Annotated in this window: 24 protein-coding genes and 1 pseudogene; 24 read left to right on the forward strand and 1 reads right to left on the reverse strand. The window is 70.4% G+C overall.

Annotated elements, in window-relative coordinates; translation table 11 throughout:
• The first annotated feature begins 29 nt into the window (after positions 1 to 29).
• The 7 genes from ACIQE0_RS07335 (at position 30) to ACIQE0_RS07365 (ending at position 4313) form a co-directional block, all read left to right on the forward strand.
• Positions 30 to 185 carry a hypothetical protein gene (locus tag ACIQE0_RS07335; protein ID WP_402329837.1) on the forward strand — a complete coding sequence of 52 codons (156 nt, stop codon included), beginning with the start codon at positions 30 to 32 and terminating at the stop codon, positions 183 to 185.
• Positions 182 to 427 carry a hypothetical protein gene (locus ACIQE0_RS07340; RefSeq protein WP_402329682.1) on the forward strand — a complete coding sequence of 82 codons (246 nt, stop codon included), beginning with the start codon at positions 182 to 184 and terminating at the stop codon, positions 425 to 427. Before ACIQE0_RS07335 ends, ACIQE0_RS07340 begins: the two co-directional genes overlap by 4 nt.
• Positions 427 to 750 (forward strand): hypothetical protein, encoded by a 324-nt coding sequence (locus ACIQE0_RS07345; protein WP_402329683.1) that lies wholly within the window; start codon positions 427 to 429, stop codon positions 748 to 750. The genes ACIQE0_RS07340 and ACIQE0_RS07345 overlap by 1 nt, the downstream gene beginning before the upstream one ends.
• An 18-nt stretch (positions 751 to 768) precedes the next feature.
• A complete protein-coding gene (locus ACIQE0_RS07350; RefSeq protein WP_402329685.1) occupies positions 769 to 2613 on the forward strand; it encodes an AAA family ATPase in 1845 nt (614 codons plus the stop codon).
• A 2-nt stretch (positions 2614 to 2615) separates the two neighbouring features.
• A complete protein-coding gene (locus ACIQE0_RS07355) occupies positions 2616 to 3212 on the forward strand; it encodes a WhiB family transcriptional regulator (protein WP_402329687.1) in 597 nt (198 codons plus the stop codon).
• A gap of 396 nt (positions 3213 to 3608) precedes the next feature.
• On the forward strand, positions 3609 to 4025 hold the full coding sequence (locus tag ACIQE0_RS07360) for a hypothetical protein (protein ID WP_402329689.1): 417 nt from the start codon (positions 3609 to 3611) through the stop codon (positions 4023 to 4025).
• 99 nt (positions 4026 to 4124) lie between these two features.
• Positions 4125 to 4313 carry a hypothetical protein gene (locus ACIQE0_RS07365; protein WP_402329690.1) on the forward strand — a complete coding sequence of 63 codons (189 nt, stop codon included), beginning with the start codon at positions 4125 to 4127 and terminating at the stop codon, positions 4311 to 4313.
• Between the two features lie 1038 nt (positions 4314 to 5351).
• Here the strand turns inward: ACIQE0_RS07365 and ACIQE0_RS07370 are convergent.
• The gene (locus ACIQE0_RS07370; protein ID WP_402329692.1) at positions 5352 to 5597 is read right to left on the reverse strand and encodes a hypothetical protein; all 246 of its coding nucleotides are present in this window, start codon (positions 5595 to 5597) and stop codon (positions 5352 to 5354) included.
• A gap of 182 nt (positions 5598 to 5779) precedes the next feature.
• On the opposite strand from ACIQE0_RS07370, the gene ACIQE0_RS07375 reads away from it, so the two are divergent.
• The 17 genes and pseudogenes from ACIQE0_RS07375 to ACIQE0_RS07455 all read left to right on the forward strand — a co-directional run bounded on the left by ACIQE0_RS07375 (position 5780) and on the right by ACIQE0_RS07455 (position 21085).
• Complete coding sequence (locus ACIQE0_RS07375) at positions 5780 to 6517, forward strand: hypothetical protein (protein WP_402329694.1); 738 nt, start codon at positions 5780 to 5782, stop codon at positions 6515 to 6517.
• A 136-nt stretch (positions 6518 to 6653) separates the two neighbouring features.
• Positions 6654 to 7088, forward strand: a complete 435-nt coding sequence (locus ACIQE0_RS07380; RefSeq protein ID WP_402329697.1) for a hypothetical protein — start codon at positions 6654 to 6656, stop codon at positions 7086 to 7088.
• A 111-nt stretch (positions 7089 to 7199) separates the two neighbouring features.
• Entirely contained in the window at positions 7200 to 7616 is a 417-nt protein-coding gene (locus tag ACIQE0_RS07385; protein ID WP_402329700.1) for a hypothetical protein, read from the forward strand.
• Complete coding sequence (locus ACIQE0_RS07390) at positions 7613 to 8962, forward strand: terminase large subunit domain-containing protein (protein ID WP_402329702.1); 1350 nt, start codon at positions 7613 to 7615, stop codon at positions 8960 to 8962. The genes ACIQE0_RS07385 and ACIQE0_RS07390 overlap by 4 nt, the downstream gene beginning before the upstream one ends.
• 10 nt (positions 8963 to 8972) lie before the next feature.
• A complete protein-coding gene (locus ACIQE0_RS07395; protein ID WP_402329704.1) occupies positions 8973 to 11279 on the forward strand; it encodes a phage portal protein in 2307 nt (768 codons plus the stop codon).
• 1 nt (position 11280) lies between these two features.
• Entirely contained in the window at positions 11281 to 11628 is a 348-nt protein-coding gene (locus tag ACIQE0_RS07400; RefSeq protein WP_402329707.1) for a hypothetical protein, read from the forward strand.
• On the forward strand, positions 11625 to 12275 hold the full coding sequence (locus ACIQE0_RS07405) for an HK97 family phage prohead protease (protein WP_402329710.1): 651 nt from the start codon (positions 11625 to 11627) through the stop codon (positions 12273 to 12275). The genes ACIQE0_RS07400 and ACIQE0_RS07405 overlap by 4 nt, the downstream gene beginning before the upstream one ends.
• A gap of 347 nt (positions 12276 to 12622) precedes the next feature.
• Positions 12623 to 13924, forward strand: coding sequence for a phage major capsid protein (locus ACIQE0_RS07410; protein ID WP_402329712.1), 1302 nt, complete (start codon positions 12623 to 12625; stop codon positions 13922 to 13924).
• Positions 13925 to 13963: 39 nt separating this feature from the next.
• The gene (locus tag ACIQE0_RS07415; RefSeq protein ID WP_402329714.1) at positions 13964 to 14218 is read left to right on the forward strand and encodes a hypothetical protein; all 255 of its coding nucleotides are present in this window, start codon (positions 13964 to 13966) and stop codon (positions 14216 to 14218) included.
• Between the two features lie 6 nt (positions 14219 to 14224).
• Positions 14225 to 14902 (forward strand): hypothetical protein, encoded by a 678-nt coding sequence (locus ACIQE0_RS07420; protein ID WP_402329716.1) that lies wholly within the window; start codon positions 14225 to 14227, stop codon positions 14900 to 14902.
• Positions 14902 to 15351, forward strand: coding sequence for an HK97-gp10 family putative phage morphogenesis protein (locus ACIQE0_RS07425; protein WP_402329718.1), 450 nt, complete (start codon positions 14902 to 14904; stop codon positions 15349 to 15351). The genes ACIQE0_RS07420 and ACIQE0_RS07425 overlap by 1 nt, the downstream gene beginning before the upstream one ends.
• Before the next feature lie 2 nt (positions 15352 to 15353).
• Entirely contained in the window at positions 15354 to 15803 is a 450-nt protein-coding gene (locus ACIQE0_RS07430) for a hypothetical protein (protein WP_402329719.1), read from the forward strand.
• Complete coding sequence (locus ACIQE0_RS07435; RefSeq protein WP_402329721.1) at positions 15800 to 16153, forward strand: hypothetical protein; 354 nt, start codon at positions 15800 to 15802, stop codon at positions 16151 to 16153. Before ACIQE0_RS07430 ends, ACIQE0_RS07435 begins: the two co-directional genes overlap by 4 nt.
• Positions 16154 to 16197: 44 nt before the next feature.
• Positions 16198 to 16767, forward strand: coding sequence for a phage tail protein (locus ACIQE0_RS07440; RefSeq protein WP_402329722.1), 570 nt, complete (start codon positions 16198 to 16200; stop codon positions 16765 to 16767).
• A gap of 92 nt (positions 16768 to 16859) precedes the next feature.
• A complete protein-coding gene (locus tag ACIQE0_RS07445; protein WP_402329723.1) occupies positions 16860 to 17369 on the forward strand; it encodes a hypothetical protein in 510 nt (169 codons plus the stop codon).
• Positions 17351 to 17491, forward strand: a pseudogene (locus ACIQE0_RS07450) (hypothetical protein); the annotation flags it as partial. The gene ACIQE0_RS07445 and the pseudogene ACIQE0_RS07450, both read left to right, overlap by 19 nt.
• A 12-nt stretch (positions 17492 to 17503) precedes the next feature.
• Positions 17504 to 21085: a hypothetical protein gene (locus ACIQE0_RS07455; protein WP_402329725.1), complete on the forward strand. Its 3582-nt coding sequence runs from the start codon at positions 17504 to 17506 to the stop codon at positions 21083 to 21085.
• Position 21086: the final 1 nt, after the last annotated feature.

Genomic DNA, 21086 nt, shown 5'->3' on the forward strand with positions numbered 1-21086 from the left:
GACGCCTGAACCCGCCCTTCGTCGAATGGATGATGGGCCTCCCCGCCGGCCACGTCACCGCTATACCGGGCCTCTCCCGCTCCGCCCAGCTCAAGGCCCTAGGCAACGGTGTCGTCCCGCAACAGGCCGAGGCCGCCATCCGACACCTCGCGGGCCGCGCTCTGGGCCGGAGGGCCGCCGCGTGACCGCCCGGCCGCGCGCCGCCCGCCGAGTCCTCGTCACCGGGGGCCTGTTCGTCGACATGGGCCAGCAGGCCCGAGGCGGCCGGTGGATCCGCCCGCCCCGCGCCCGCTACGAGTGCCTGCTCTGCCACACCGTCGAGGGCCCCGTCACCGGCGCAAACCGCGTGAGCGCGTTCGTCACCGTCATCCGCGCCGACCACAAGGCCCGCTGCTCCACCGGCGCGGCCCTCGCCGAGGCCGCCTGATGACCGGGCGCGCGGCAGCACACGGCACCGCCCGGTGCCCGCCCTGCCGCGCGCCCGTCCTCCGGCAACTCGTCGGCGACACCGCAGCCCTCACCGTCACCGCGGACCTGCGCCCGCTCACCCCCGCCGAGCAGACCACCGTCCGTGCCCCCAACCGCCTGATCTGGTGCCTCGTCCAACGCCCCCACACCTCGCCCCGGCTCCGCTGGATCGACGCCCACCACCCCGCGCGCTGCCCCTACCAGCACGTCACTGAACACGCCTGCCCCGGCCCCGGTTCTGCCCGGCCGGCCGCCCCCGAGCAGCACGCCACGCTCTTCTGACCGCAAGGAGCCGCCCCCGTGGACAACGTTCGCCACATCCCACGCACCGCCACGGTGGATGACGACGCGTCCGCAACCGCCCTCACCGGAGAGCAGGCGGAGATCCTCGCGACCGAGTCTGTCCTCGGCGGCTGCATGGGTAAGCCGCGTCTCCTCCCCGAGGTCCGCACCATCATCACCGGCGCTGACTTCTACCGCCCCGCGCACGAGTTCGTGTGGAACGCCATCAATGCCCTCTACGACCGGGGTGAACCGACCGACCCCATCGCGCTCGCCATGGAGTTGGAGAAGCGCGGCGATCTCAAGCGCGTCGGGGGTGCCACGTACCTCCACCACCTCTACCAGCACCAGTCGTTCGACCCCGCCTACTTCGCGCTGGAGGTGCGCCGCCGATCCGACCTCCGCAGCGAGATCGAACTCGGCCGCCGCATCATCCAACGGGCCAGCGAACCCGACGCCGAGCCGGGCGCCACCACGACGTTCATCGACGACTACCTCAAGCGGCGCGCCGAGCGCGACGCCGGACGCTCCGGCGACCCTGCGGACGCCCTCATCGCCGAATTGCTCGACACCTCGGCCCTCGACGACATGCCCGCCCTCGAACCGCTCGTTGGCGATCTACTGCACCTCGACTCCCTCGCCCGCGTCGTCGGCCCGTCTGGGCACATGAAGTCGTTCATGGTCATCGACTTCGCGTGCCACGTCGGCACCGGCAAGCGGTGGCACGGCCAGTACACCCGGCAAGGCACAGTGGTCTATCTCGTTGCCGAGGGATCCCGGGGCATCCGCAAGCGCGTCCGCGCATGGGAGAAGCACCATGGACTCAGGGCCGACAACGTGTTCTTCCTTCCCCGACCGGTCCAGGCCATGAGCGGCGAGTGGGACACCCTCATCGAGGCCATGCACCGCCTCTCCCCGGCCCTCATCGTCATCGACACTCAGGCCCGCATCTCCGTCGGCGTCGAGGAGAACAGCGCCAAGGAACTCGGTGTTGTCGTCGACCGGATGGAGAAGCTGCGCGCGGCCACCGGCGCGTGCGTCCTGGTCATCCACCACACCGGCCACCAGGGCGAGCACGGGCGCGGTTCGTCGTCCGCCAAGGGCGCGTTGCAGTCCGAGATGCACGTCTCCAAGAAGGGCGACAACGCCTCGAACGTCATCGTGACGATGAAGGTCGGTAAGCAGAAGGACGACGAACAGCACGGCGAGATGCAGTTCGGTCTCCGCGTCGTCACCATCGACGGCGAGGTCCGCCCCGACGGCCGGCCGGTCACCTCGGTAGTCCTCGAAAGCCTCGACGCCCGACCCAAGCCGCTCACTCCCGGCACCCCCGAATGGCTCGTAGCGACCCTCGCCAACGCCAAGGTGGACCTCACGTGGGGCGGGCCCCGAGTCATCAAGTGGTGCGCCGAGAACGGCATCCAGATGCGCAAGGACAAGATCGAGGAAGCGGTCCGGATCCGCAAGCGCCGAGGCTCCCTGGACGAGGCCCTCGATGTCCGAAATGACCTCCCCCCAAACCTCCCCCGCGATCTTGAACACCCAACTCCCCCCAAAACCGGGGGGACCCCGGGGGAGATAGACCAAAACCCCAGGTCAAACATCCCCCCAACCACCGGGGGAGGCCCGGGGGATGCCCCTTCAAAACCTCCCTCCCCCCGCTCCCCCTCTAGGGAGGGGGGAGGTGAGGGGGAGGACAGGCAAAACACCACCCCCGAACACCCCCACTGCACCGTGTGCGACACCCCCATGGACCCCGACTGGGCAGCACGCGGCTACGACACCCACATCGGATGCGACCCCACCACCGGCAGCCACCCCAACACCCCCACCGCCAACCACCCCGCCCCCGAGGAGGACTGACCATGAACACCCCATCGATCCCCGACTTCCTCGGCGACGCCACGACCCCCTGCGCCCACGCAGACGCCGACTTCTACGCCACCGACACCGCCGGCCAGGACGAGGCCAAGGCCGTCTGCCTCGGTTGCCCGCTGCGCCCCGCCTGCCTGGACTACGCCCTCACCAACGACGAGCGGTTCGGCGTCTGGGGCGGCCTCACCGCCCGGGAGCGCAGCCGGCTCCGGCACGACGCCGGCCGGTGGGTGGACGACGAGGGCCGGCTCCGCCTCGCCTGCGGCACCGGGCCGGCGCTCGCCGCACACCGGGCGTACCGGGAGACGTGCGAGATGTGCCAGGGGGCGCAGGCTGCGCGTACCGAGGCGGCCCGGCGCGGCCGGCTGGCCGCCGAGCACGAGAAGGGCGGGACAGTCCGCGGCTACGGACTACACCGCCTGTTGGGGGAGCCGGCGTGTGCGGGGTGCCTCGCGGCGCAGGCCCGGCAGTCCGCGGAGCAGCGCGCCGCCCGGAAGGACGGCGGGGCCGTGGTGCCGTTGAAACAGCGCCGCCGGCGGCCGGCGGCGGCCGCGCCGAGCACCGCCTCGACACCGGGTGCAGCATGACGCCTCCGAGGTGCCCTCGGCAAGCACGCCTGCTGGTGCGCTGCGATCACCCATCTCCACGAAACCCAATACGTAAGCGGTAGTTGAGCGATACGCCCCGTCTAGCTCAGCTTGACACCACTCGACACCTCCGAGGAGGATCTCCGCATGTCTCCCTCTCCCACGGACGACACGAGCGCCGACGAGCCGGAGCGCCCCAGTGTTGAGCCATACCTTCAAGCTCCACCAGGGCGACACGTCCGCAGCGCCAAGCAACTCTTGGACTTTGCAGAGACGTTGATGAAGGCATCCGTACTACTGGAACGCGCTTCTGGAACGCCATGGGAGCAAATCGGGCAAGAGCTTGGCGTGAGCAGGTCTGCCGCGCACCAGCGCTTTCGGCATGCCCTGGGGGCAGTGATGCTGAAGGACCAACTCACCAACCGCCCTCAAGAAAATGCCGCCGAGAGGCTCCGGGAGGCATGGGCAAATATTGGCCAACTTGCCCAGGAACAACTCTTTTTGGTGCGCCTCGGGCATGCGCTTGCGGTCACCGGTGTGCACGAGGACTCCGTACGAGGTGACGCGTCTGCGACCAACCCACGGGTCGATTGGGCGGGATGGGAAATTATGACTCCCGCGCATTCAGAGATGGATGTTCAACGAGACCGCGGGTTCCGGAGGGAGCTAGAAATGTTGCGGGACTTGCGCATGACTCCGGACCACTCCAGGCGCGAACCTGATGCAACACACACCTCGGGACGCATCGAAGAGCGCCTCACGCGCCTCGAAGCGCAAGTGGAACAGCTCTTGGCGAGTCAAGATGCCTTCTGACAACGCGAACTAAAGCTTCCGCCGCCCCCGCACCGCCTGGACAGCAACCGCGGGGAGCGGCGGATGGTCACACACCCGACTCCAACCAGGAGGTAACCAATGACGAGTATGCAGCCTTTGGCGGCTGGTGGCCACGGGCCCCGGCTGCCGAAGGCGGTCGCCGTGGCACTCGCCGCCGGCTACGTAGCCGGTTACACGGCGGCGTTCGGCGTCGTCGACATGCGACAGGCCATTGCCGGCGCCGCGAGTGGCGTAGCGGCCTGGCTGGTCTGGCAGCGCCGCCGATAGCTCAGCACGTCGATCAGGGGTAAGCATGGAAGGGCCTCGGGGCACTCTCGGGGCCCTTCGCCTTGCGCCCCCGCACGGCCGACACAATCGGCCACGTCTACCGCAAGTCCCTACTCGTCCCCCTGTCCCACATGAGCCGCAGTTGTCCTGTTCGACGCCAAGCGTGGCCTACTCCGTGACCATGTCGAGCACCTCGTCCGCCTCGCTAACGTGACCGGTGGATGGGGCGTTGACTGTGCTAGACGTTGATCGATCGCGTTGACATCAAGCGAATCAAGCGGGTTAATGGCGTTAGCCCACGCTCCGGGGGTGAAAATCCCGGATATGTAGGCGAGAAAGGGTGGAGCCCTGCGAACGGCTCCACCCTCTCAGGGGTCCGGTCCGCCCCTCACTCCGTGGCAGGGGCTATGGGGGCGGTCAGGACCAGTGATGGAACGTGTAGTCCAGGCGTGCCAGGACCAGGGCCAGCCTACCCAGTATGAGGATCACCCCCAGGGTCAGGGAGATCATCTCCACCCAGCGGCGGTAGGTCCTCCACCATCGCCAACTCCTCTGCATATATCCCCATTCCTGACAGCAGGGCTGCCCGTTATGACCCTCTGTGGGCCCTCGATCAACTCACGCCCAGACTGGCATGCGGTATGACGGGGTCTCAAATTTTGTTCGCGCCGAATTTTTCTCCAGTAAAGATAGTTGGAAAAACAAAGTGGCAGACAATGGCATATGACAAAGGGCGGTCCGCTGGCCGTTATTGGCATGGGCGGTAAAGGCCGGCCGGCCTCGCGACGGCACCTGATTCGCGTTCACCAGCGGTGACGTCAGAGCCATGCGTTAACGCCCTGCGGAAACGCCGAGTTAGTTCGACGTTCAGAATCTGGTGCGGACGTGTCAAAGCCCGCCCGTGATCGTGACTTAGATCACAAGCGCCCATCGTGTCGCCGTGAGGAAGGTCACTCGCGGCGCCGCCATCCAGCGCAGCGACTCGGGCGTGCAATCCCGTGAAAGCTAGCCAGGTGGCCAACTGCGGTCAGGCGAGGCTTATTTCCCTCGGGCGATCTGCGACGCCCGGTAGCCGCTCGTATCGATCTCGGCCCCGATCTCGTCGTACGTCCGCCCGTCACCGTGCGCGCCGAGCACCGCCTGTTGACGGACCTCGCGCACGAACCGGTGCAGCTCCGGCCACTCCCGGAGCAGGACCGAGGTTTCCCGCGCCCGCTCGATCGGGTCGGCGATCCCTTCGAGGGCGCGCACCGCCGCGCGCACCGCGTCCGCTTCACCAGCCACCTCGGCCACCTCCCAATCGGAGAGTACGGCCCAGCCCGGCGGGGCGAGAGGGGTACCCTTCACGCACTAGAGGGGTACCCCTCTCTACCGTCTGACGTGCGTCTGCGCACCGACGACGCCAACGAAACGGCCCCCGGCGTGTGGCTGCACTCCGAGGGCCCGACCAGGAGAGGTAAGTCTCCATGGCCAACGCACAGCGTAGACCTATCGCCCTCGGCGGGCGCCTACCCCGCCGCACCACCGCCCCCGCGCGGCCCGCCCCCGCGGCTATCCCGTGGTGGGCCGCCCTGTTCACCGACGCCGGCCGGCCCATCGTCGCCGTCATCGTCATGGTCATGTGCGCCCCCGGCGAGCACCACCTCGGCGTGCTCGCCGGATGGGACACCCACCTCGCGTGGGGCATGGCGTCCGTCCTCGCCGCCTACGCCGGCATCGCCGCGGTGGTCGCATCCCGCCGCCCGTCCGGCGCGGCCGGCCGCGCCTCGGCCATCGTCGGCGCGTGGCTGGCCCTCGGCGCAGCCATGGCTGCACAACCCGTGTCGCATCTCTTCGTGACCGGGCATTGGTCGGCGACCCCGAACGCTCCGGCGTGGCTCGTGATCAGCGTCTCGTGCGTGCCGCCGCTCGTCCTCGGTCACCTGCTGCACCTCGCCGCGACACCCGTCGTCGCCCCGTCGACCAGCGCCGCCGAGTCGACGCCCACGATCGTCTACCGCGACCCGCGGTGCACAGCGATCCGCCCGCTCTACGACGGCGGCACCCGGCCCGGCACCGCCATGATCCGGGACGCGCTCATCGCCGCCGGGCACGGCCGGGTGGGCGACTCCACCATCCGCGGCCAGATCAGGGCCGAGGTCGAGGAGCACGAGCCCGTGCTCGCCACCTACCCGCCCGCGCTCCCCACCCCGCGCACCGCGTAGACCGCGGGCCCCGCACGAGGCGCACCTCGAAGGCTCCGCCCCGGCTCCAGCCGGGCGCGGAGCCTTCGCATTTCCCTCACATCTCGCCCCCGCGCGTGCCACGATGCGCCCACCAGCACGCGTCCAAGGGGGGACCATGCGCACACGCGCCACCACCGCGGCACTCGCCGCACTGCTGCCCATCGCACTCACCGCATGCAGCAGCACCGCCGACAAGATGCCGAAGCATCCACCCGCCAGTCACGCGCCGTCGGCCACCGCCGACCAGGCCCGCGCCGACCTCGAAAAGGCCGTCCGCACCTACACCGCCGCCTACTTCAAACCGGACGTGACGACGGCGTACAGCCTGATCTCCACCCGGTGCCGGGAGCAGATCACCAAGCCTGGCCTTGGAATGCTGCTCGACCGCGCCCACAAGACGAGCGGCACCCGCACCGTCAAGACGTTCACCATCGACAAGTTCTCGGGGGACATGGCCCGGGTCTCGTACGGCGTCGGCGAACCGCAGTACGACCAGCACGACCAGCCATGGACACGCGAGGGCTGGAGCTGGCGCTTCGACGCCTGCTGACGCCCGGCCAGCCGCTCCCCGCCAAGGGAGCGGCCCGACAGGCGACTTGGGGCACCCCCGGATCCGTGAACTGGAAACTCCGTACCCTCCCGACCAGGGAGGCGACCGGGCATGGCAACGAAGATCAACGAGCAGGTAGCCACGGCGCGCGAACACGAAGTCATCGTGATGCGCGTCCGCCGCCGCATGACCTTCCGGGACATCGCCGCCGCCCTCGACCTCAACGTCAAGACGGTCCACGAGACATGGGTCCGCGGCATGCGCCGGTGGGCGCAGGCCGCCGCCGAGGAACGCGACGCCGAGATCGGTCGCCAACTGGCGACCCTTGAGGCGCTGCTTGACGGCCTCATGCCCAAGGCGATCACCGGGGATGCCCGCGCCGCCGAGGTCATCATCAAAGCCCTCGACCGGCACGCGCGGTTGCTCGGCCTCGACGCCCCCGTCAAGGTCGACGCCAAACTCACGGACGCCCTCACGGCCGAAGTCGAGGCCCTCGCCGCCGAGATCGCCGAGCGGGCCGCCCGGTGAGCCTCACCGCGGAGCAGCGGGCGCGGCTGGAGCGGATGAGCCCGGCCGCGCTCCGCGCGCTGCGCGACCGCCTCGCAAACCGGCTCTGGCACGACCGGTGGGACGCGTGGACGCCGTACCCGTGGCAGGTGGCCCCCGACGACATCGAAACCCACGGCATGTGGCTGCAACTCGGCGGGCGCGGCACCGGCAAGACTGACGGCTGCGCCCGGTACGTCGTCGAGCACGTCAACGGCCCTGCCTGCGATGACCGGGTACCGGGCGGGCACCGACTCTCCATCATCGCGCCGACGCAGGGTGACGCGGTCGAGTCGGCCGTCAACGGCCCGTCCGGACTCCGGGCTCATGACCCGCGGATCGTGGTGCGGACCACGGTCGGCGGCACCCACGTGCGGTGGCCGTCCGGGGCCGAGGCGAAACTCTTCGGGGCGCACTCCCCCGACGACATCGAGCGTCTCCGCTCCGGCGGTAACCGGTGCCTCGTCTGGCTGGAGGAAGCGGCGGCGATGCGCCGCCTCGGCGACGCGCTCACGCACTCCGCGATGGGCCTGCGGATCGGGCCCCGGCCGCACTACATCGCGTCGACAACGCCCAAGCCGCGCCGGGAGATTCGCGATCTCCTCGCCCGGGACGACGTGCTCGTCACCCGCGGCCGGACCCGCGACGCCACCCACCTCCCCGCGCTCATGCGAAGCAAGCTCATCGCGCAGTACGCCGGCACCCGACTGGAGCGGCAGGAACTCGACGGCGAGGTCATCACCGAAGTCGAGGGCGCACTCTGGTCGTGGGGCCTGCTCGACACCACCCGCGTGGGCGCGATGCCCGACACCGCCCGCCTCGTCGTCGCCGTGGACCCCGCGGCCACCTCGACCGACGAGGCCGACGAGATGGGCATCATCGTGGCTGGCCTGTCCCAGCAGTACGTACCGGACCGCAACGGCACCGTGCGGCAGCACGGCTACGTGCTCGACGACCTCTCGGGGCGGATGCCCCCGATCGAGGCGGCCCGCCGCGCGGTGCAGGCGTACCACGCGCACCGGGCGGACGCGATCGTCGCCGAGGTCAACAACGGCGGGGAGTGGATCGGCACCGTGGTCCGACAGGTCGACCCGACGGTCAACTACCGCACGGTCACGGCCTCCCGCGGGAAGAGCACCAGGGCCGAGCCGGTCGCCGCTCTGTTCGAGCAGCAGGCCGCGCACATCGTCACCAGCCTGCCAACCCTTGAAGAACAGCTCGCCACCTGGGTGCCCGGCGATGCCTCGCCCGACCGGCTCGACGCCATGGTGTGGGCCCTCACCGATCTGATGCTCGCCTCGGCGGGCAACCTCGCCGCGGTCGCATAGGAGGCCACCAGTGGGACGATTCCGAGACGTGCTCGACGCCGCCATCGGCCGGCGCGCCGCGCCCGGCGGCGGCCTCGACACCCTGCGGGACCGCCGCCCCGTCACCGTGGCATCCGTCGGCGGACAGCAATCGCTCACCCTGGACCTCGACGCCGAGGCCCGCGGGTACGCGCACTCCGCGGTGGCGTACCGGTGCGTGGCCGCCATCGCCGACAACGGCAGCAGCGTTCCGCTGGTAGTGCGGCGGCCGGACGGCGCGGAGATCACGGGGCACCCGGTTGCCCGCCTGTTCAACAAGCGGCCCAACGAGCAGATGTCGGCGCGGGTGTTCAAGTCCCTGATCTTGCAACAGAGCGAGTTGGCAGGGCAGGCGTTCGTCTGGCTCGACCGCGGCGAGACCGGGCTCGGCCCGATCACCGCGATGCACCCGGTGTACGACCCGGTAGACGTGATCGTGTCCAAGCCGGTCGTCCAGCGGCCGACGACGGCGGACGTGATCGGGTTCGTGATCCGCCGGCTCGACGGGGTGCAGGTACCTGTCCTGCCGGACGAGATGCTGTGGTTGAGGTATCCGCACCCGTTCGACCCGCTCGGGTGCCTCGCCCCGTGGAAGGCCGCCCGGCACGCAGTCGACATGGACGCCTACGCCCGGGAGTGGCAGCGCTCCAGCTACGCCAACGGGGCCTCGCCAACCGGCGTCCTGTACGTCGGGGACATGGACGAGCGGAACCTCGCCGCCACCCGCGCCGCTTGGCGCTCGTCCATGCAGGGACCGGCCAACACCGGCAGAACGCTGGTGGTGGGATCCCCGCCCGGATCGCAGGGCAAGGGCGTCGAGTACGTCCGCGTTGGCCTCACCGCTGAAGAGATGGACTACCTCGAATCGCGGATGGCCAACGTCGCCGAGGTGATGCTCGCGTTCGGCGTGCCGCACGACTACCTGAGTGCGGGCACGACGTACGAGAACCGCAGCGCGGCCAAGACGACGCTTTGGTCCGACACCATCGTCCCCAAACTGGAGATCATCGGCAGCGAGATCGACCGCGTCCTACTCCCATCCGATGCCGAGGACGCCGAGTGGGACCTCTCCGGAGTGACCGCTCTCCGAGAGGCGCAGGACTCTGTGGCCAACAGGACCCGAGCCTCGGTGTACTCCGACATCCTCACGATCGATGAGGCACGCGCCGAACTCGGCAGAGAGCCACTACCGGGCGGGATCGGTGCCCACACCCTCACCCCGTACCGCGCGCAGTGGGCGCCCGTCCAGGGCGCGCCGGCGGCCGACGCCGCCCGGTCGTGGGATGCCGACTTCTCCCGCCTGCTCGTCGCCGAGGATGCCCGCGGCCGAGCGGTCGAGCAGGCCCTCGTCCGTCTGCTGGAGCAGACGCAGGGCGACGCCCGACCGGCGCCCGTCCGGCCCGAGTTGGCGCGCGCCGACGACGCCGCGTCGTCGCCGTCGCCCGCCGAGGTGGCCGAGGCGTACGACGTGCTGGAGGCTGCTGGCCGCGCCGCGGTGCGGTCCCTCGCGCGTGAGCAGCAGACCCGCGTCCTACGGGATTTCGACCGGCTCATGGGCAAGCCGAACCGGTCCGCCGCGTGGCTGGACGAGGTCCGCACGCAGGCGTGCGCGCTTGCCCGCGAGGACACCGTCCGCCTCGCCCCGCCGGACCCTGAGGAGACGACCGCGGACCGGATGACCGACCTCGACGTAGCGACCGGCCCGGAGGGGTGGGAGCAGCGCATCCGGGTTCGGGACCTGTTCGACGGCTCCTACTGGCGGCGCCGGACCCGCGAGGTACTGCGCCCGTTCGTCGAACGAGCATGGCGCCGCGGCGGGGCATCGATCACCGCGGCGTTCGACCTCGACGAGCCGGCCGTGTCCGACGCCCTCCGGGACCGCATCGACGAACTCGCCGACCGGGTAACGGCCACCACGGAACAGGTGCTCCGGTCGCAGATCCTCGCGCACGGCGTCGCCGAGGGCGAGTCGGTGCCAGAGCTGCGGGCCCGGATCCAAACAGTGTTCGCGAACCTCTCGGACTTCCGGGCGACGATGATCGCCCGGACCGAGACGGTCGGCGGGTACAACGCCGCCTCGCACACGGCCGCGCTCGACGCGGGGGCCGTCCGCAAGACCTGGTTGGCCACCGTCGATCAACGCACCCGAGAGACGCACCGCGAGGAGAACGGCCGGTCGGTGCCGCTGAACAAGCGGTTCACGCTCACCAAAAGCCGGTGGCCCGCGGACCCGACCGCGCCCGCGTCCCAATCGATCCAATGCCGCTGCACTCTCACCTACTCGTTCGAGGAGAACTGACGTGGCAACCCTGCTGCGCGGCGAAGTGCCGTGCGTGCTCCAGGCCGCCGAGCACGAGCAGTACCGCAACGCCTACCGGCCGCCGGGCGTCCCGCTGCGCGAGGTGCGCCGGGGCCCGTACGACGGCCAGCGCGGGGCGGTGATGCGCACCCCAGACGGCACTCTGCCCCGAACGCTGGCGCTGGCCCGGGGCCGGATCGTCTACGTCCTCGACCGCGAGGCGGACGGGGTGGCGACGTACCGGTACGCGCCGGCTCAATCGCCCGCCCACCGCCCGTTGATGGACGCGGTCGCCGAGCAGTACGCCGAGCACGCCGCCCGCCGGGCACAGGAAGGACAGCAGCGATGACCGAGGCCCTTGAGTACCGCGCGGTCGAGACCGTTGAGTTTCGCGTGGGGGACGGTGACGACGGGACGTTCGAAGGGTTCGCGTGCCGGTACGGGCGCCGGGACTCCTACGGCACGACCTTCCAGCCCGGCGTTTTCCACCGCGGTATCGACCGCCGGGACTACGCCCTGCTCTTCATGCACGATCCGACACGGCCAGTAGGCACGTTCCGTGCCGAGGAGCGCGATGATCACCTCTACATCACGGGCCGGTACGACGACACCGCGGCCGGCCGGGACGCGCGCACTATGGCTCGGTCGGGCAGCGCGCCGGAACTGTCGGTGGGATTCGTGCGGACCGACCTGCCCGACTGGGACAAGCTCTCGCAGATGAGCGACGAGGACCGGGCCGACACGGTGGAGAACATCCGCGGGGCCCGGCTGGTCGAGGTCTCGCAGATCACCGCACGCATGGCCGCGGTCCCCGGCTCCAAGCTGAAGACGGTCCGCTCCGTACTCGGCGCCCTGTACGAGGAGATAGCCGCGCCGGCCCCGCCGTCTCTTGACGAGCAGGCCACCGCCGAGCAGCAGGGCCAGACGCTCAACGCCCAGCGTCTCGCTCAGCGTCGGCGGCGGGCGGCGCTGCTGCGGTTGACGGGGGTGTCGTGATGGCGCGGCGGTTCGTGTCGAAGGCGCAGTGGCGCGCGATGTTCGCGCGGAAGATGCCGTTCGCACGGAGGTGGGCGCACCGCAACCAGCGCAGCGCGCCCTACAAGGGGCTGCCGCGGCACCACCGCGGCGCCCGGCGACGCAGGTAAACGGCCGTCGCACGGGGCGACTTCGGGCACCCCCCGACGTCCGCCGACCATCTGCTCTACTCTCGCCGCATCCGGGCCGCCCGTACCGGACGTAAACGCCACGGGCATGCCGGGCGCGATCCACCGGCCGTGACAGACGGACGCAGACCCCCAGACATCTGGGCGGCTGCGCGCCGTCCACGGACCGAGAGGACCGCCATGAGCAACCGCGTGCGTCCCATCGGCCGCCGCCGCGACGGACGGCCGATCTACCCCATCAAGGGCGGCGCCCCAACCCTCACAGAGCGGCGCGACGAGATCGTCCGCCTGCTCCAGGACCCCGACTATGACGGGGACCTCGACGAGCTGATGCAGCGCGCCGACCAGATCGCCGCACAGATCGACCAGGCCAACCAGCGGGACGCCCGCCTGCGGGCCCTGCGCGCCGCCGCGCTCCCGGCCGGCGACCCGGACCCGCATCCGGAACACCGGCGCACCGAGCCGGGCCACCAGCCCGACGACCAGGGCCGGCAACACCCGGTCACCGCGGCCGAGGCGTTCGTCCGGTCCAAGGCACTGGAGACGTTCCGCGCGAACGGCATGGTGGGCAAGTTCAGCGTCCAGCACCGTGACGCGCCCGCCGGCACCGTCACGACCGGCAACGGTGTGCCGACCGTCCCGCAGCGACAGCCGGGCCAGATTCCGACCAACCCGGACTTCCCGCTGCTGGTCGCCAACCTCCTCGACCGGCAGACCAGCAGCGGCAACACCCTCGAATACGTCCGCGACACCTCCGGCCCGGTCGCCGGCACTGGCACGTGGAACAAGGCCACGGTCGTGCCCGAAGGCACCATGAAGCCGCAGTCCGGCCCGTTCTCGTGGGACACCATCACGACCAGCCTCAAGACGGTCGCCCACTGGGTCCCCATCACTCGCCAGGCCGCAGACGACGACGGCCAGATGATGGGGTACATCAACGGCCGGCTTACCTACGGCCTTGAGTACCAGCTCGATCGGCAGATCCTCACCGGCAACGGCACTACGCAGATGCAGGGGATTCTCACCACGCCGGGGATCGGCGCCTATCAGCCGGGCGTGGGCAGCACCGACGCGAAGCTGATCACGGTCCGCAAGGCCCGCACGCAGGCCGAGTTGGCTCTGTACCCGCCGGACGCCGTGGTGATGAATCCCATCGACTGGCAAGACATCGAACTCGACACCGACGCCAACGGCCAATTCCGGGTGATCACTTCGGTGACCGAGCCGGGTGCAGCGATGCGTCTGTGGGGCCTGACCGTCGTGACCACCGTCGCCATGGCGCAGGGCACCGCGCTCCTTGGAGGGTTCCGGACCGGCGCCACGCTGTGGGAGCGGCAGGGGATCACCATCCTCATGACCGACAGCCACGCGGACTTCTTCCTCGCGAACACCTTGGTTCTCCTCGCCGAGCGCCGCGCCAACTTGGCCGTGCACACCCCCCGCGCCTTCACCAAGGTGACGTTCGCCGCGGCCACTTCCTGATCCTTCCCTGCCCGTCACGACACCGTGAGGAGGCCCACCGTGGCCGCACGCAAGACCACCGACGACCGGCCGCAGGCCACCGTCCAGACACAGCAGTACGCCGCCGGCACCGGATGGGAAGTCGGCCAGGCCGCGCCGTCCGACGCATTTCGCGCGCTCGACGACCAGGCCGCGCCGTACGGCCCCGTCGTCCACACCCACCCCGGCGGGCACGCCCGACTCATCGTCGCCAAGGGCGCCACCGTCACGGAGTCCGCGGCGCGCGAACTCGCCGCCGAGAGCGCCGAGGACTGACCGCCGGTGTACTGCTCTGTCGCGCAGGCCCGATCCGCGGGGTGCACCGGGACCGACCCGGAGGTCACCGCGTGGATCGAGGCTGCCACCGAGCGGATCACCGCCTACACCCGGCAGCAATTTGAGCCCCTCTCCATGGTGGTGGTGGGGGACGTGACGCCCGGGGGCCTGGTGCTGCTCCCGCGTCGCGTCCGGTCGGTCTCGTCGGTGACCCCGGTCACCGACGGGGCCGACGACGCCCCGTCCCTCCCGCCGTCGGCCTACCGCGTCACGTCGTCTGACGTGCTCGGACAGGTCGACGCCGTCCACCTCACGTGGGGCGGGTGGGACGACCTCATCGCCGGTGCGGAGTCGTGGGCCGGCGGGTGGGGCAGCCTGCTCGGCGAGCACGAGCAGGTGCTCGTGGCAGGGGAGTTCGGCACGGCATCGGTTCCGCCGGTGGTGGTGCAGGCGTGCGCGCTGCTCGCCGCTCACATCCAGGCGCAGGCCGCGCCGTCCGACGCCGACGCCGCGCAGGACCCCACCCTCGATGTCGACGACGAGGGCAACAACGTCCGCATCGAGAACACCGACGGCCCGTCGGCGACGCCCGTCGCCGCATCGGCGTCGACCGGCTCGACGCAAGTGGACGCCCTTCTCGCCGGGCATCTCAACCACGGCCCGTCCCTGCTGCGGGGGGTGTGATGGCCCGCCGCTACTTCGACACCTCGGCATCCGCGCGGATCGACACCCGCGCCTACGAGCGGGGCCTACGACGGGTCCTCGGACGGATGTCCGCCGACGTGCGGCGCGCGGTCGAGCGGACCGGCACCGACGTGCAGAACGAAGCAAGGCGCCTTGCGCCGGTCGACACCGGCCGACTGCGGTCGTCCATCGTCGCCCGGCCGACCCGTGGCCGCGGTGCCGGGTACGAGGTCGGCACGAACGTGAGCTACGCCGCGGCGGTGGAGTACGGGACGGCCCCGCACGTGATCGTGCCGAAGAACGGCCGCGCGCTCTACTGGCCCGGTGCTGCTCATCCGGTCGCCAAGGTCAACCACCCCGGCACCCGTCCCCGGCCGTTCCTGCGTCCGGCGGTTGAGGCCACTGAGTTCTTCTTCCGCCGCAACCTCGAACAGATCAGGGGGCGGTGACCATGGCCGCGACGACCGAGGGCGCCATCAAGGCCCGATTGGAAAGCCTCGCGTTCGGGGTGCCTGCGTTCCGCGACGGCCCCCGCGACGGCCAGGCCCCGCCGTTCATCGTCATCCAGCAGCAGGCCATCACGACCAACGCAGGCGCGTGCGGCGATTTCGGCGACGCTGACGCCGAGATCGTCGTCACCGAGACGCTCACCGTCGACCTCGTCCAGCACGCCCGCGCCGCTACCGGCGCGGCCCGCGCCCGCAACGCCGAGCGGTACGGCCTCGCCGAGACCATCGCCGTCGCGCTGCACGGCTGCACCCTGCCCGCCGCGCCGAGCCCGGTCACAGCCGTGCGCGTGCGGGACATCGACCGGTTCCCCATCGCCGACAACCGGGTCCGCCACTCGATCACTGTCGAGGTGCAGCGGACCCTGACACCCGCCGAGGTGATCCCCGCATGAGCATGCCCCCGATCTACGTCCCGCTCGACCGTGACGAGGTGGTGCGCAGCCTGGACAACCGGCTCCCGCCCCGCACCGGCCGGCCCATCCTCCGCATCTCCGCAGATCAGGAGACGCAGACCGGCGGAGTGTGCGTGTTCCCCGCCGCTGGTCAGCCTGGCTACCTCTTCTACCTGCTCGACGGCGTGATCGTCGAGCAGGACGCCGGGGCGGTGGATGACACCCTCGCCGCGCTCGTCCCCGGCAGCGTGCTGGAGATCGTGCCGGGCGATCTGCCACCCGATTCGCCGCCGCGGGACGAGACGTGGCAGGCCATGGCCGCGCCATCCGCAGACCTCTCCGTCGAGTAGCAGACCCACGTGGGCCGGACCCCGGCACCAGGAAGGACCCCGCAATGCCTCTCTCCCCGATCACCAAGGTGTACGGCGTCAAGGACGCCAAGATCAGCCGGCTCACCGCGGACCCCGCAGGCGGCGCCGCCACGTACGACGTGCCCATCGACGTGCCGGGCATCAAGTCGTTCGAGATCAGCGGCGACATCGAGACGAAGAAGCTCCGCGGCGACAACGGGCCGCTTGCGACCAACTCGGCGATCTCGGGCATCACCGTCAAGGTCGAGCACGCCAAGTTGTCGCTCGCGGCTCTGGCGGCCATCACCGGCGGCACGACGACCAGCACGGGCACCACCCCGGCGCAAACCTCGACGTACTCGCTCACCGGCTCCAGCACCCTTCCCTCGTTCAAGTTGGAAGGGGTCACGCCCGCGAACGGGACCGACATCATCGGCGGTGACCTGCACTGGGTCCTCTACTGCTGCACCCTCAGCAAGTTTCCCGAGGTCGGGTTCGCCGATGAGGACTTCCGCACCGTGTCGTTCGAGGCAGACGCCGACCCGCTGATCTCCTCCGGCAAGTGGCTGGACGCGGTGATCAACGAAACCGCCGTAGCCATCGCCGTCACGTGAGACCCGCCGGGCGGGCCCGCCCCCGCACCGCCCGCCCGGCCCCTGCACCACCCGCAGGCCGAACCCCGGCACTGACCCAAGGACACACCACCATGACCACAGGCATCGACCTGCTCGCCCCCGGCACCACCATCACCCTCGCCGACGGCACCGAGGTCCCCCTCGTCTACTCGTTCCGCGGACTGGCCCTCATCGAGGCCCGGTTCGGCTCCGTCGCCGCGGTGCAGTCCGTGATCCAGGCGGACGGCGCAGCCTTCGGCCCGCTCATCGAGATCATCGGCGCCGGGGCCGTCTCGTCCGGGATGTTCGAGCCGTACGTCCGGGAGCACCAGGACGCCAAGGGCGCCCGGCACGTGACCGAGATCGTCTACAAGCGGCGCGACGGCCGGCAGTTGGGCGACCTGCTTCACCCCGGCCGACTCGACGAGTACGTCACCGCGTTCACCCGCGCCTTTGAGCAGGCGATGAAGAGCGCCGAGGGAAACGCCGCGGCGGCCCCGGCCGCCCGGCCGGTCGAGACGGTGACGCCTTCCCCTGGGCCGAGTGCTACTACCTCGCCGTCGGCGCCCTCCACCTTCAGCCCGGCACCTTCTGGGACATGACGCTGCACCAGCTCATGACGCTGGCCGACCAGCACCGCGCCGCGCACCGCAGCGGCACCGCTCCCGAGCAGCAGACCAGCGGCCCCGGACTCATGGACCTCGCCGCGATGACCCGCAGATAGGAGGTGGCACCGATGGCCGAGCAGATCAATCTCCCCAACCTGATCAGTCATCTTCAGGTCGATCTCCAGAACACGAGCGGGATCATCGCGGACGCCACCCGGCAGGGGTCCGCCGTCGGGCAGGCGCTCGGCGAGTCCCTGCAACGGCGAGTGCAGGCGGCGACGAACAACATCCCGCCCGTCCAGATCAGGGACGACTCCAACCAGTTTGACCGGGACCTCGACCGAATCCGGCGCGACCTCGACCGCCTCGGCCGCCAGCGCATCGGCGTCGATATCAGCGTCGAGGACGCCCTCAAACAGATGGACCGGTTGGAGCCGCACATCGAGCGCCTCGCCCGGACCCATCCCGACATCGAGGTCAGAGCGTTCGTATCCGAGGCCGCCGCCAACTTGGCGGACATCCGCGCGGCGGCTACCGCCGTTGACGCGGCCGACCCGGAGATAGACGTGCACGTCGAGGTGCACGACGCCGAGGCCAACACCGAACGTCTGCGGGGCGCGCTCGGCCGGCTCGGCGACATGGCGGGCAGCCTCGGCGGCCTGTCGGCGTCGCTGGCCCGAGTGGGCGCGGCGGTGGGGGCGATCGTGCCGGTGGCCGCGGGCGCGACGGCGGCTCTGGCGCAGATGGCTCCGGCGGCGGGTCTGGCCGCTACCGGGGTGCTCGGGGTGGCCACGACGGCGGGCGCCCTGAAGCTCGCGATGTCCGGCGTGGGCGATGCGGTGAAGGCAGCGTTCGACCCGACCAAGGCGGACGAGTACGAGCAGGCGCTCAAGAAGCTCACGCCGTCCGCGCAGGCATTCGTGGGCGCCCTCCGCGACGCCAAGCCGACGCTCGACGCGATCAAGGCATCCGTCCAAGAGAAGGTGTTCACCAGCCTCGACACGCAGTTGAGGAGCACCGCGGCAACCACCCTGCCGGTACTGCGGCAGGCCCTCGACGCATCCGCTGGCACCCTCAACCGGATGGCGCAGGGCGCCCTGTCGACGGCGCGGACGCTCGGCCGGGACGGCACCCTCGGTATCGCCCTCCAGGGCGCCACGGCGGGCATGTCCTCGTTCTCTCGTCTGCCGGGGATCGTGGTGCAAGGGCTCGGGCAGATCGGCGCCGCCGCCGCGCCCGCTTTCCAGCGGTTGAGCGGCGCCGCCGGGCAGGCGCTCGACCGCCTCTCGGAGCGGATGAGCGCCGCGTTCAAGTCCGGTGCGATGGAGCGCGCGATTGAGACGGCTGTCAGCCTGTTCGGTCAGCTCATGCAGGTGGCCGGCAACGTCGTCGGGATCATCGGCAACCTGTTCTCCGCCGCGCAGACCAACGGCGGCGGGTTCCTCACCACGCTGACGCAGATCACGGGCAGCATGCGCGCGGCGTTCGCCACCCCCGAGGTGCAGAGCGGTCTTCGGGCGCTGTTCGGGACGATGGCTCAACTCGCGCAGACGGCCGGCCCGTTGCTGGCATCGGCCCTTGGCGTCGTCGGGCAGGTGCTCACCGCCCTCGGGCCGCCTGTGCAGTCCCTCATCCGGACTCTGGGCGCCGCCCTCCAACCGGTCATCCGGGCACTCGGTCCGGTCCTCGGCGAGGCGGCCAAGGCGTTCGGATCGCTGCTCACCGCGCTGGCGCCGCTGCTGCCCGCCGTCGGCAAAATCATCGCCGCGCTACTTCCTGCGATTGAGCCGATTTTCGGGGCGCTCGGTCGGGTATTCAAGGCGATGGCTCCGGTAATTCAGAATGTGGCGTCCGGTATTAGCGCCTATCTGGCGCCGGTGCTTTCGGGGCTGGCGACGATCATTGCCAAGCTGATTAGCGGGTACGCCGATCAACTCGTTACGATCTTCAATTCGCTGGCGCCGATCATGCCGCAGCTCGCTGCGTCGATGGGCGAGGTCGGGAAGGCCACCGGGCAAGTCCTGGTAGCGGTGGCGCCCCTGCTGCCGCAGCTCACGGAGATGGGCACCAAGGTGGCGGCGCAACTCCTCCCGGCCGTCGTCAAGTTCCTCCCGCCGCTGGCCAAACTCGCCGCCGCTTTTGTCTCCATCAGCGCGGAAGCGATCACGAAGTACGTGATTCCCGCGCTGCAAAAAGTCATCGACTTCATGAAGATGCTTCAGAGCAAATTGCAGCCGGGCATTGACGCAGTCAAGTGGATTGTCGATAAGATCTCCAGCCTTTTCGAGTGGCTTGCCGATCACCTCGTCGGGCATTCCGTCATCCCGGACATGGTCCGCGACATCGTTTCGTGGCTGGCCTCGCTGCCCGGCAAGGCTCTCAGCGTGCTTGCATCGCTGCCGGGCCGGATCGCGTCGCTGGCGAGCGACGCCGCCGGCCGCTTCACCACCATGATCGAGTCCGGCATGGGCGACGCCATCGCGTGGGTGCGGAGTCTGCCCGGCCGGATCACGGGCGCCCTCGGCAACTTGGGCTCTCTCCTGTGGGACGCCGGCTCGTCGATCGTTCGGGGCCTCATCGCGGGCATCCGGGCCGCGATCCCCGGCGTGCAATCGGTCCTGGCGGGCCTCACCAGCCTCATCCCGCAGTGGAAGGGACCGCCGCGGCGGGACGCGACGCTGCTCACCCCGGCTGGCCGGACCCTGATCGAGGGTCTCATCCGGGGCATCACTGGCAGCACGTCGTCCCTCAAGTCCACCTTGGGACGGGTCACGACGCTGATCGCTCGGGCCATCGACGTGAACGTCGGCAACCGGTCCAAGGTGAGCGGCCTCGGGTCCCTCCTCGACCGCGTCCGGCGCGACAACGCCAACCTTCTCCAACTGGCGGTGCGCCGGGACGCGGTGGCGTCCAGGCTGGCCGCGGCGACGAAGCGCCTGACGAGCATCACCGCGGACCGCGCCAAGCTCGCCGCCGAGACGGCCGGCAAGGTGCTCGGCGGAGCGAACATCACCGAGGGCCACGCCGACGTGAACAGCGTCACTGCGATCACTGTCGGTCTGCAACAGGCCGTGAAGAAGGCGAACGACTTCGCCGCGCAGATCGCCACGCTCCGGGCCCGTGGTCTGCGCGCGGACCTGCTCCAGCAGATCACAGACGCAGGCGTCGAGGGCGGGGCGGCCACCGCCGCCGCACTGTCCCGTGCGTCGGACGCCGAACTCGCCCGCGTCAACAGCCTGCAAGAGCAGCTCGCCACGGCGGCGGGGAAGGTCGGCGGGGCGGTGGCGGACCAGATGTACGGGGCCGGCGTCCGTGCGGCGCAAGGGATGGTGGACGGCCTCAGGCGTTCCCAGTCGCTCATTGAGCGGCAGATGTCCCTGATCGCTGCGGTGATGACGAACACCATCAAGTCGAAACTCAAGATCCATTCTCCGTCACGGGTGTTCGCGGACATCGGCGCGCAGACGGCCGAGGGACTGCGCCGCGGCATGCTCGGCGCGGCCGGGGCGGTGGCTGCGGCGTCCGGCGCACTCGCCACCGCGGCCACCCGCGGCGCGGCCGGCGTGCCCGCCGTCGGCGCGCTCAGCAGCGCCTACGCCGGCCCCGGATCCGGCCCGACCACCAACACGTTCAACCTCTATCGGACCGATGCCACCCCGGACGGGATCCTGCGGGCCCTGTCCTGGTCTGGCCTCGTGGGGAGGCGGTGAC

Origin of the sequence: Streptomyces sp. NPDC093097, assembly GCF_044754325.1 — a bacterium.
In the GTDB taxonomy this organism is placed as follows: domain Bacteria; phylum Actinomycetota; class Actinomycetes; order Streptomycetales; family Streptomycetaceae; genus Streptomyces.

Excerpts from the sequence above, each read along its gene's own strand:
- ACIQE0_RS07335 (WP_402329837.1), top strand. The coding sequence starts at position 30 with ATGATGGGCCTCCCCGCCGGCCACGTCACCGCTATACCGGGCCTCTCC.
- ACIQE0_RS07345 (WP_402329683.1), top strand. The coding sequence starts at position 427 with ATGACCGGGCGCGCGGCAGCACACGGCACCGCCCGGTGCCCGCCCTGC.
- ACIQE0_RS07355 (WP_402329687.1), top strand. The coding sequence starts at position 2,616 with ATGAACACCCCATCGATCCCCGACTTCCTCGGCGACGCCACGACCCCC.
- ACIQE0_RS07365 (WP_402329690.1), top strand. The coding sequence starts at position 4,125 with ATGACGAGTATGCAGCCTTTGGCGGCTGGTGGCCACGGGCCCCGGCTG.
- ACIQE0_RS07375 (WP_402329694.1), top strand. The coding sequence starts at position 5,780 with ATGGCCAACGCACAGCGTAGACCTATCGCCCTCGGCGGGCGCCTACCC.
- ACIQE0_RS07380 (WP_402329697.1), top strand. The coding sequence starts at position 6,654 with ATGCGCACACGCGCCACCACCGCGGCACTCGCCGCACTGCTGCCCATC.
- ACIQE0_RS07385 (WP_402329700.1), top strand. The coding sequence starts at position 7,200 with ATGGCAACGAAGATCAACGAGCAGGTAGCCACGGCGCGCGAACACGAA.
- ACIQE0_RS07405 (WP_402329710.1), top strand. The coding sequence starts at position 11,625 with ATGACCGAGGCCCTTGAGTACCGCGCGGTCGAGACCGTTGAGTTTCGC.
- ACIQE0_RS07410 (WP_402329712.1), top strand. The coding sequence starts at position 12,623 with ATGAGCAACCGCGTGCGTCCCATCGGCCGCCGCCGCGACGGACGGCCG.
- ACIQE0_RS07425 (WP_402329718.1), top strand. The coding sequence starts at position 14,902 with ATGGCCCGCCGCTACTTCGACACCTCGGCATCCGCGCGGATCGACACC.
- ACIQE0_RS07430 (WP_402329719.1), top strand. The coding sequence starts at position 15,354 with ATGGCCGCGACGACCGAGGGCGCCATCAAGGCCCGATTGGAAAGCCTC.
- ACIQE0_RS07435 (WP_402329721.1), top strand. The coding sequence starts at position 15,800 with ATGAGCATGCCCCCGATCTACGTCCCGCTCGACCGTGACGAGGTGGTG.
- ACIQE0_RS07440 (WP_402329722.1), top strand. The coding sequence starts at position 16,198 with ATGCCTCTCTCCCCGATCACCAAGGTGTACGGCGTCAAGGACGCCAAG.
- ACIQE0_RS07445 (WP_402329723.1), top strand. The coding sequence starts at position 16,860 with ATGACCACAGGCATCGACCTGCTCGCCCCCGGCACCACCATCACCCTC.
- ACIQE0_RS07455 (WP_402329725.1), top strand. The coding sequence starts at position 17,504 with ATGGCCGAGCAGATCAATCTCCCCAACCTGATCAGTCATCTTCAGGTC.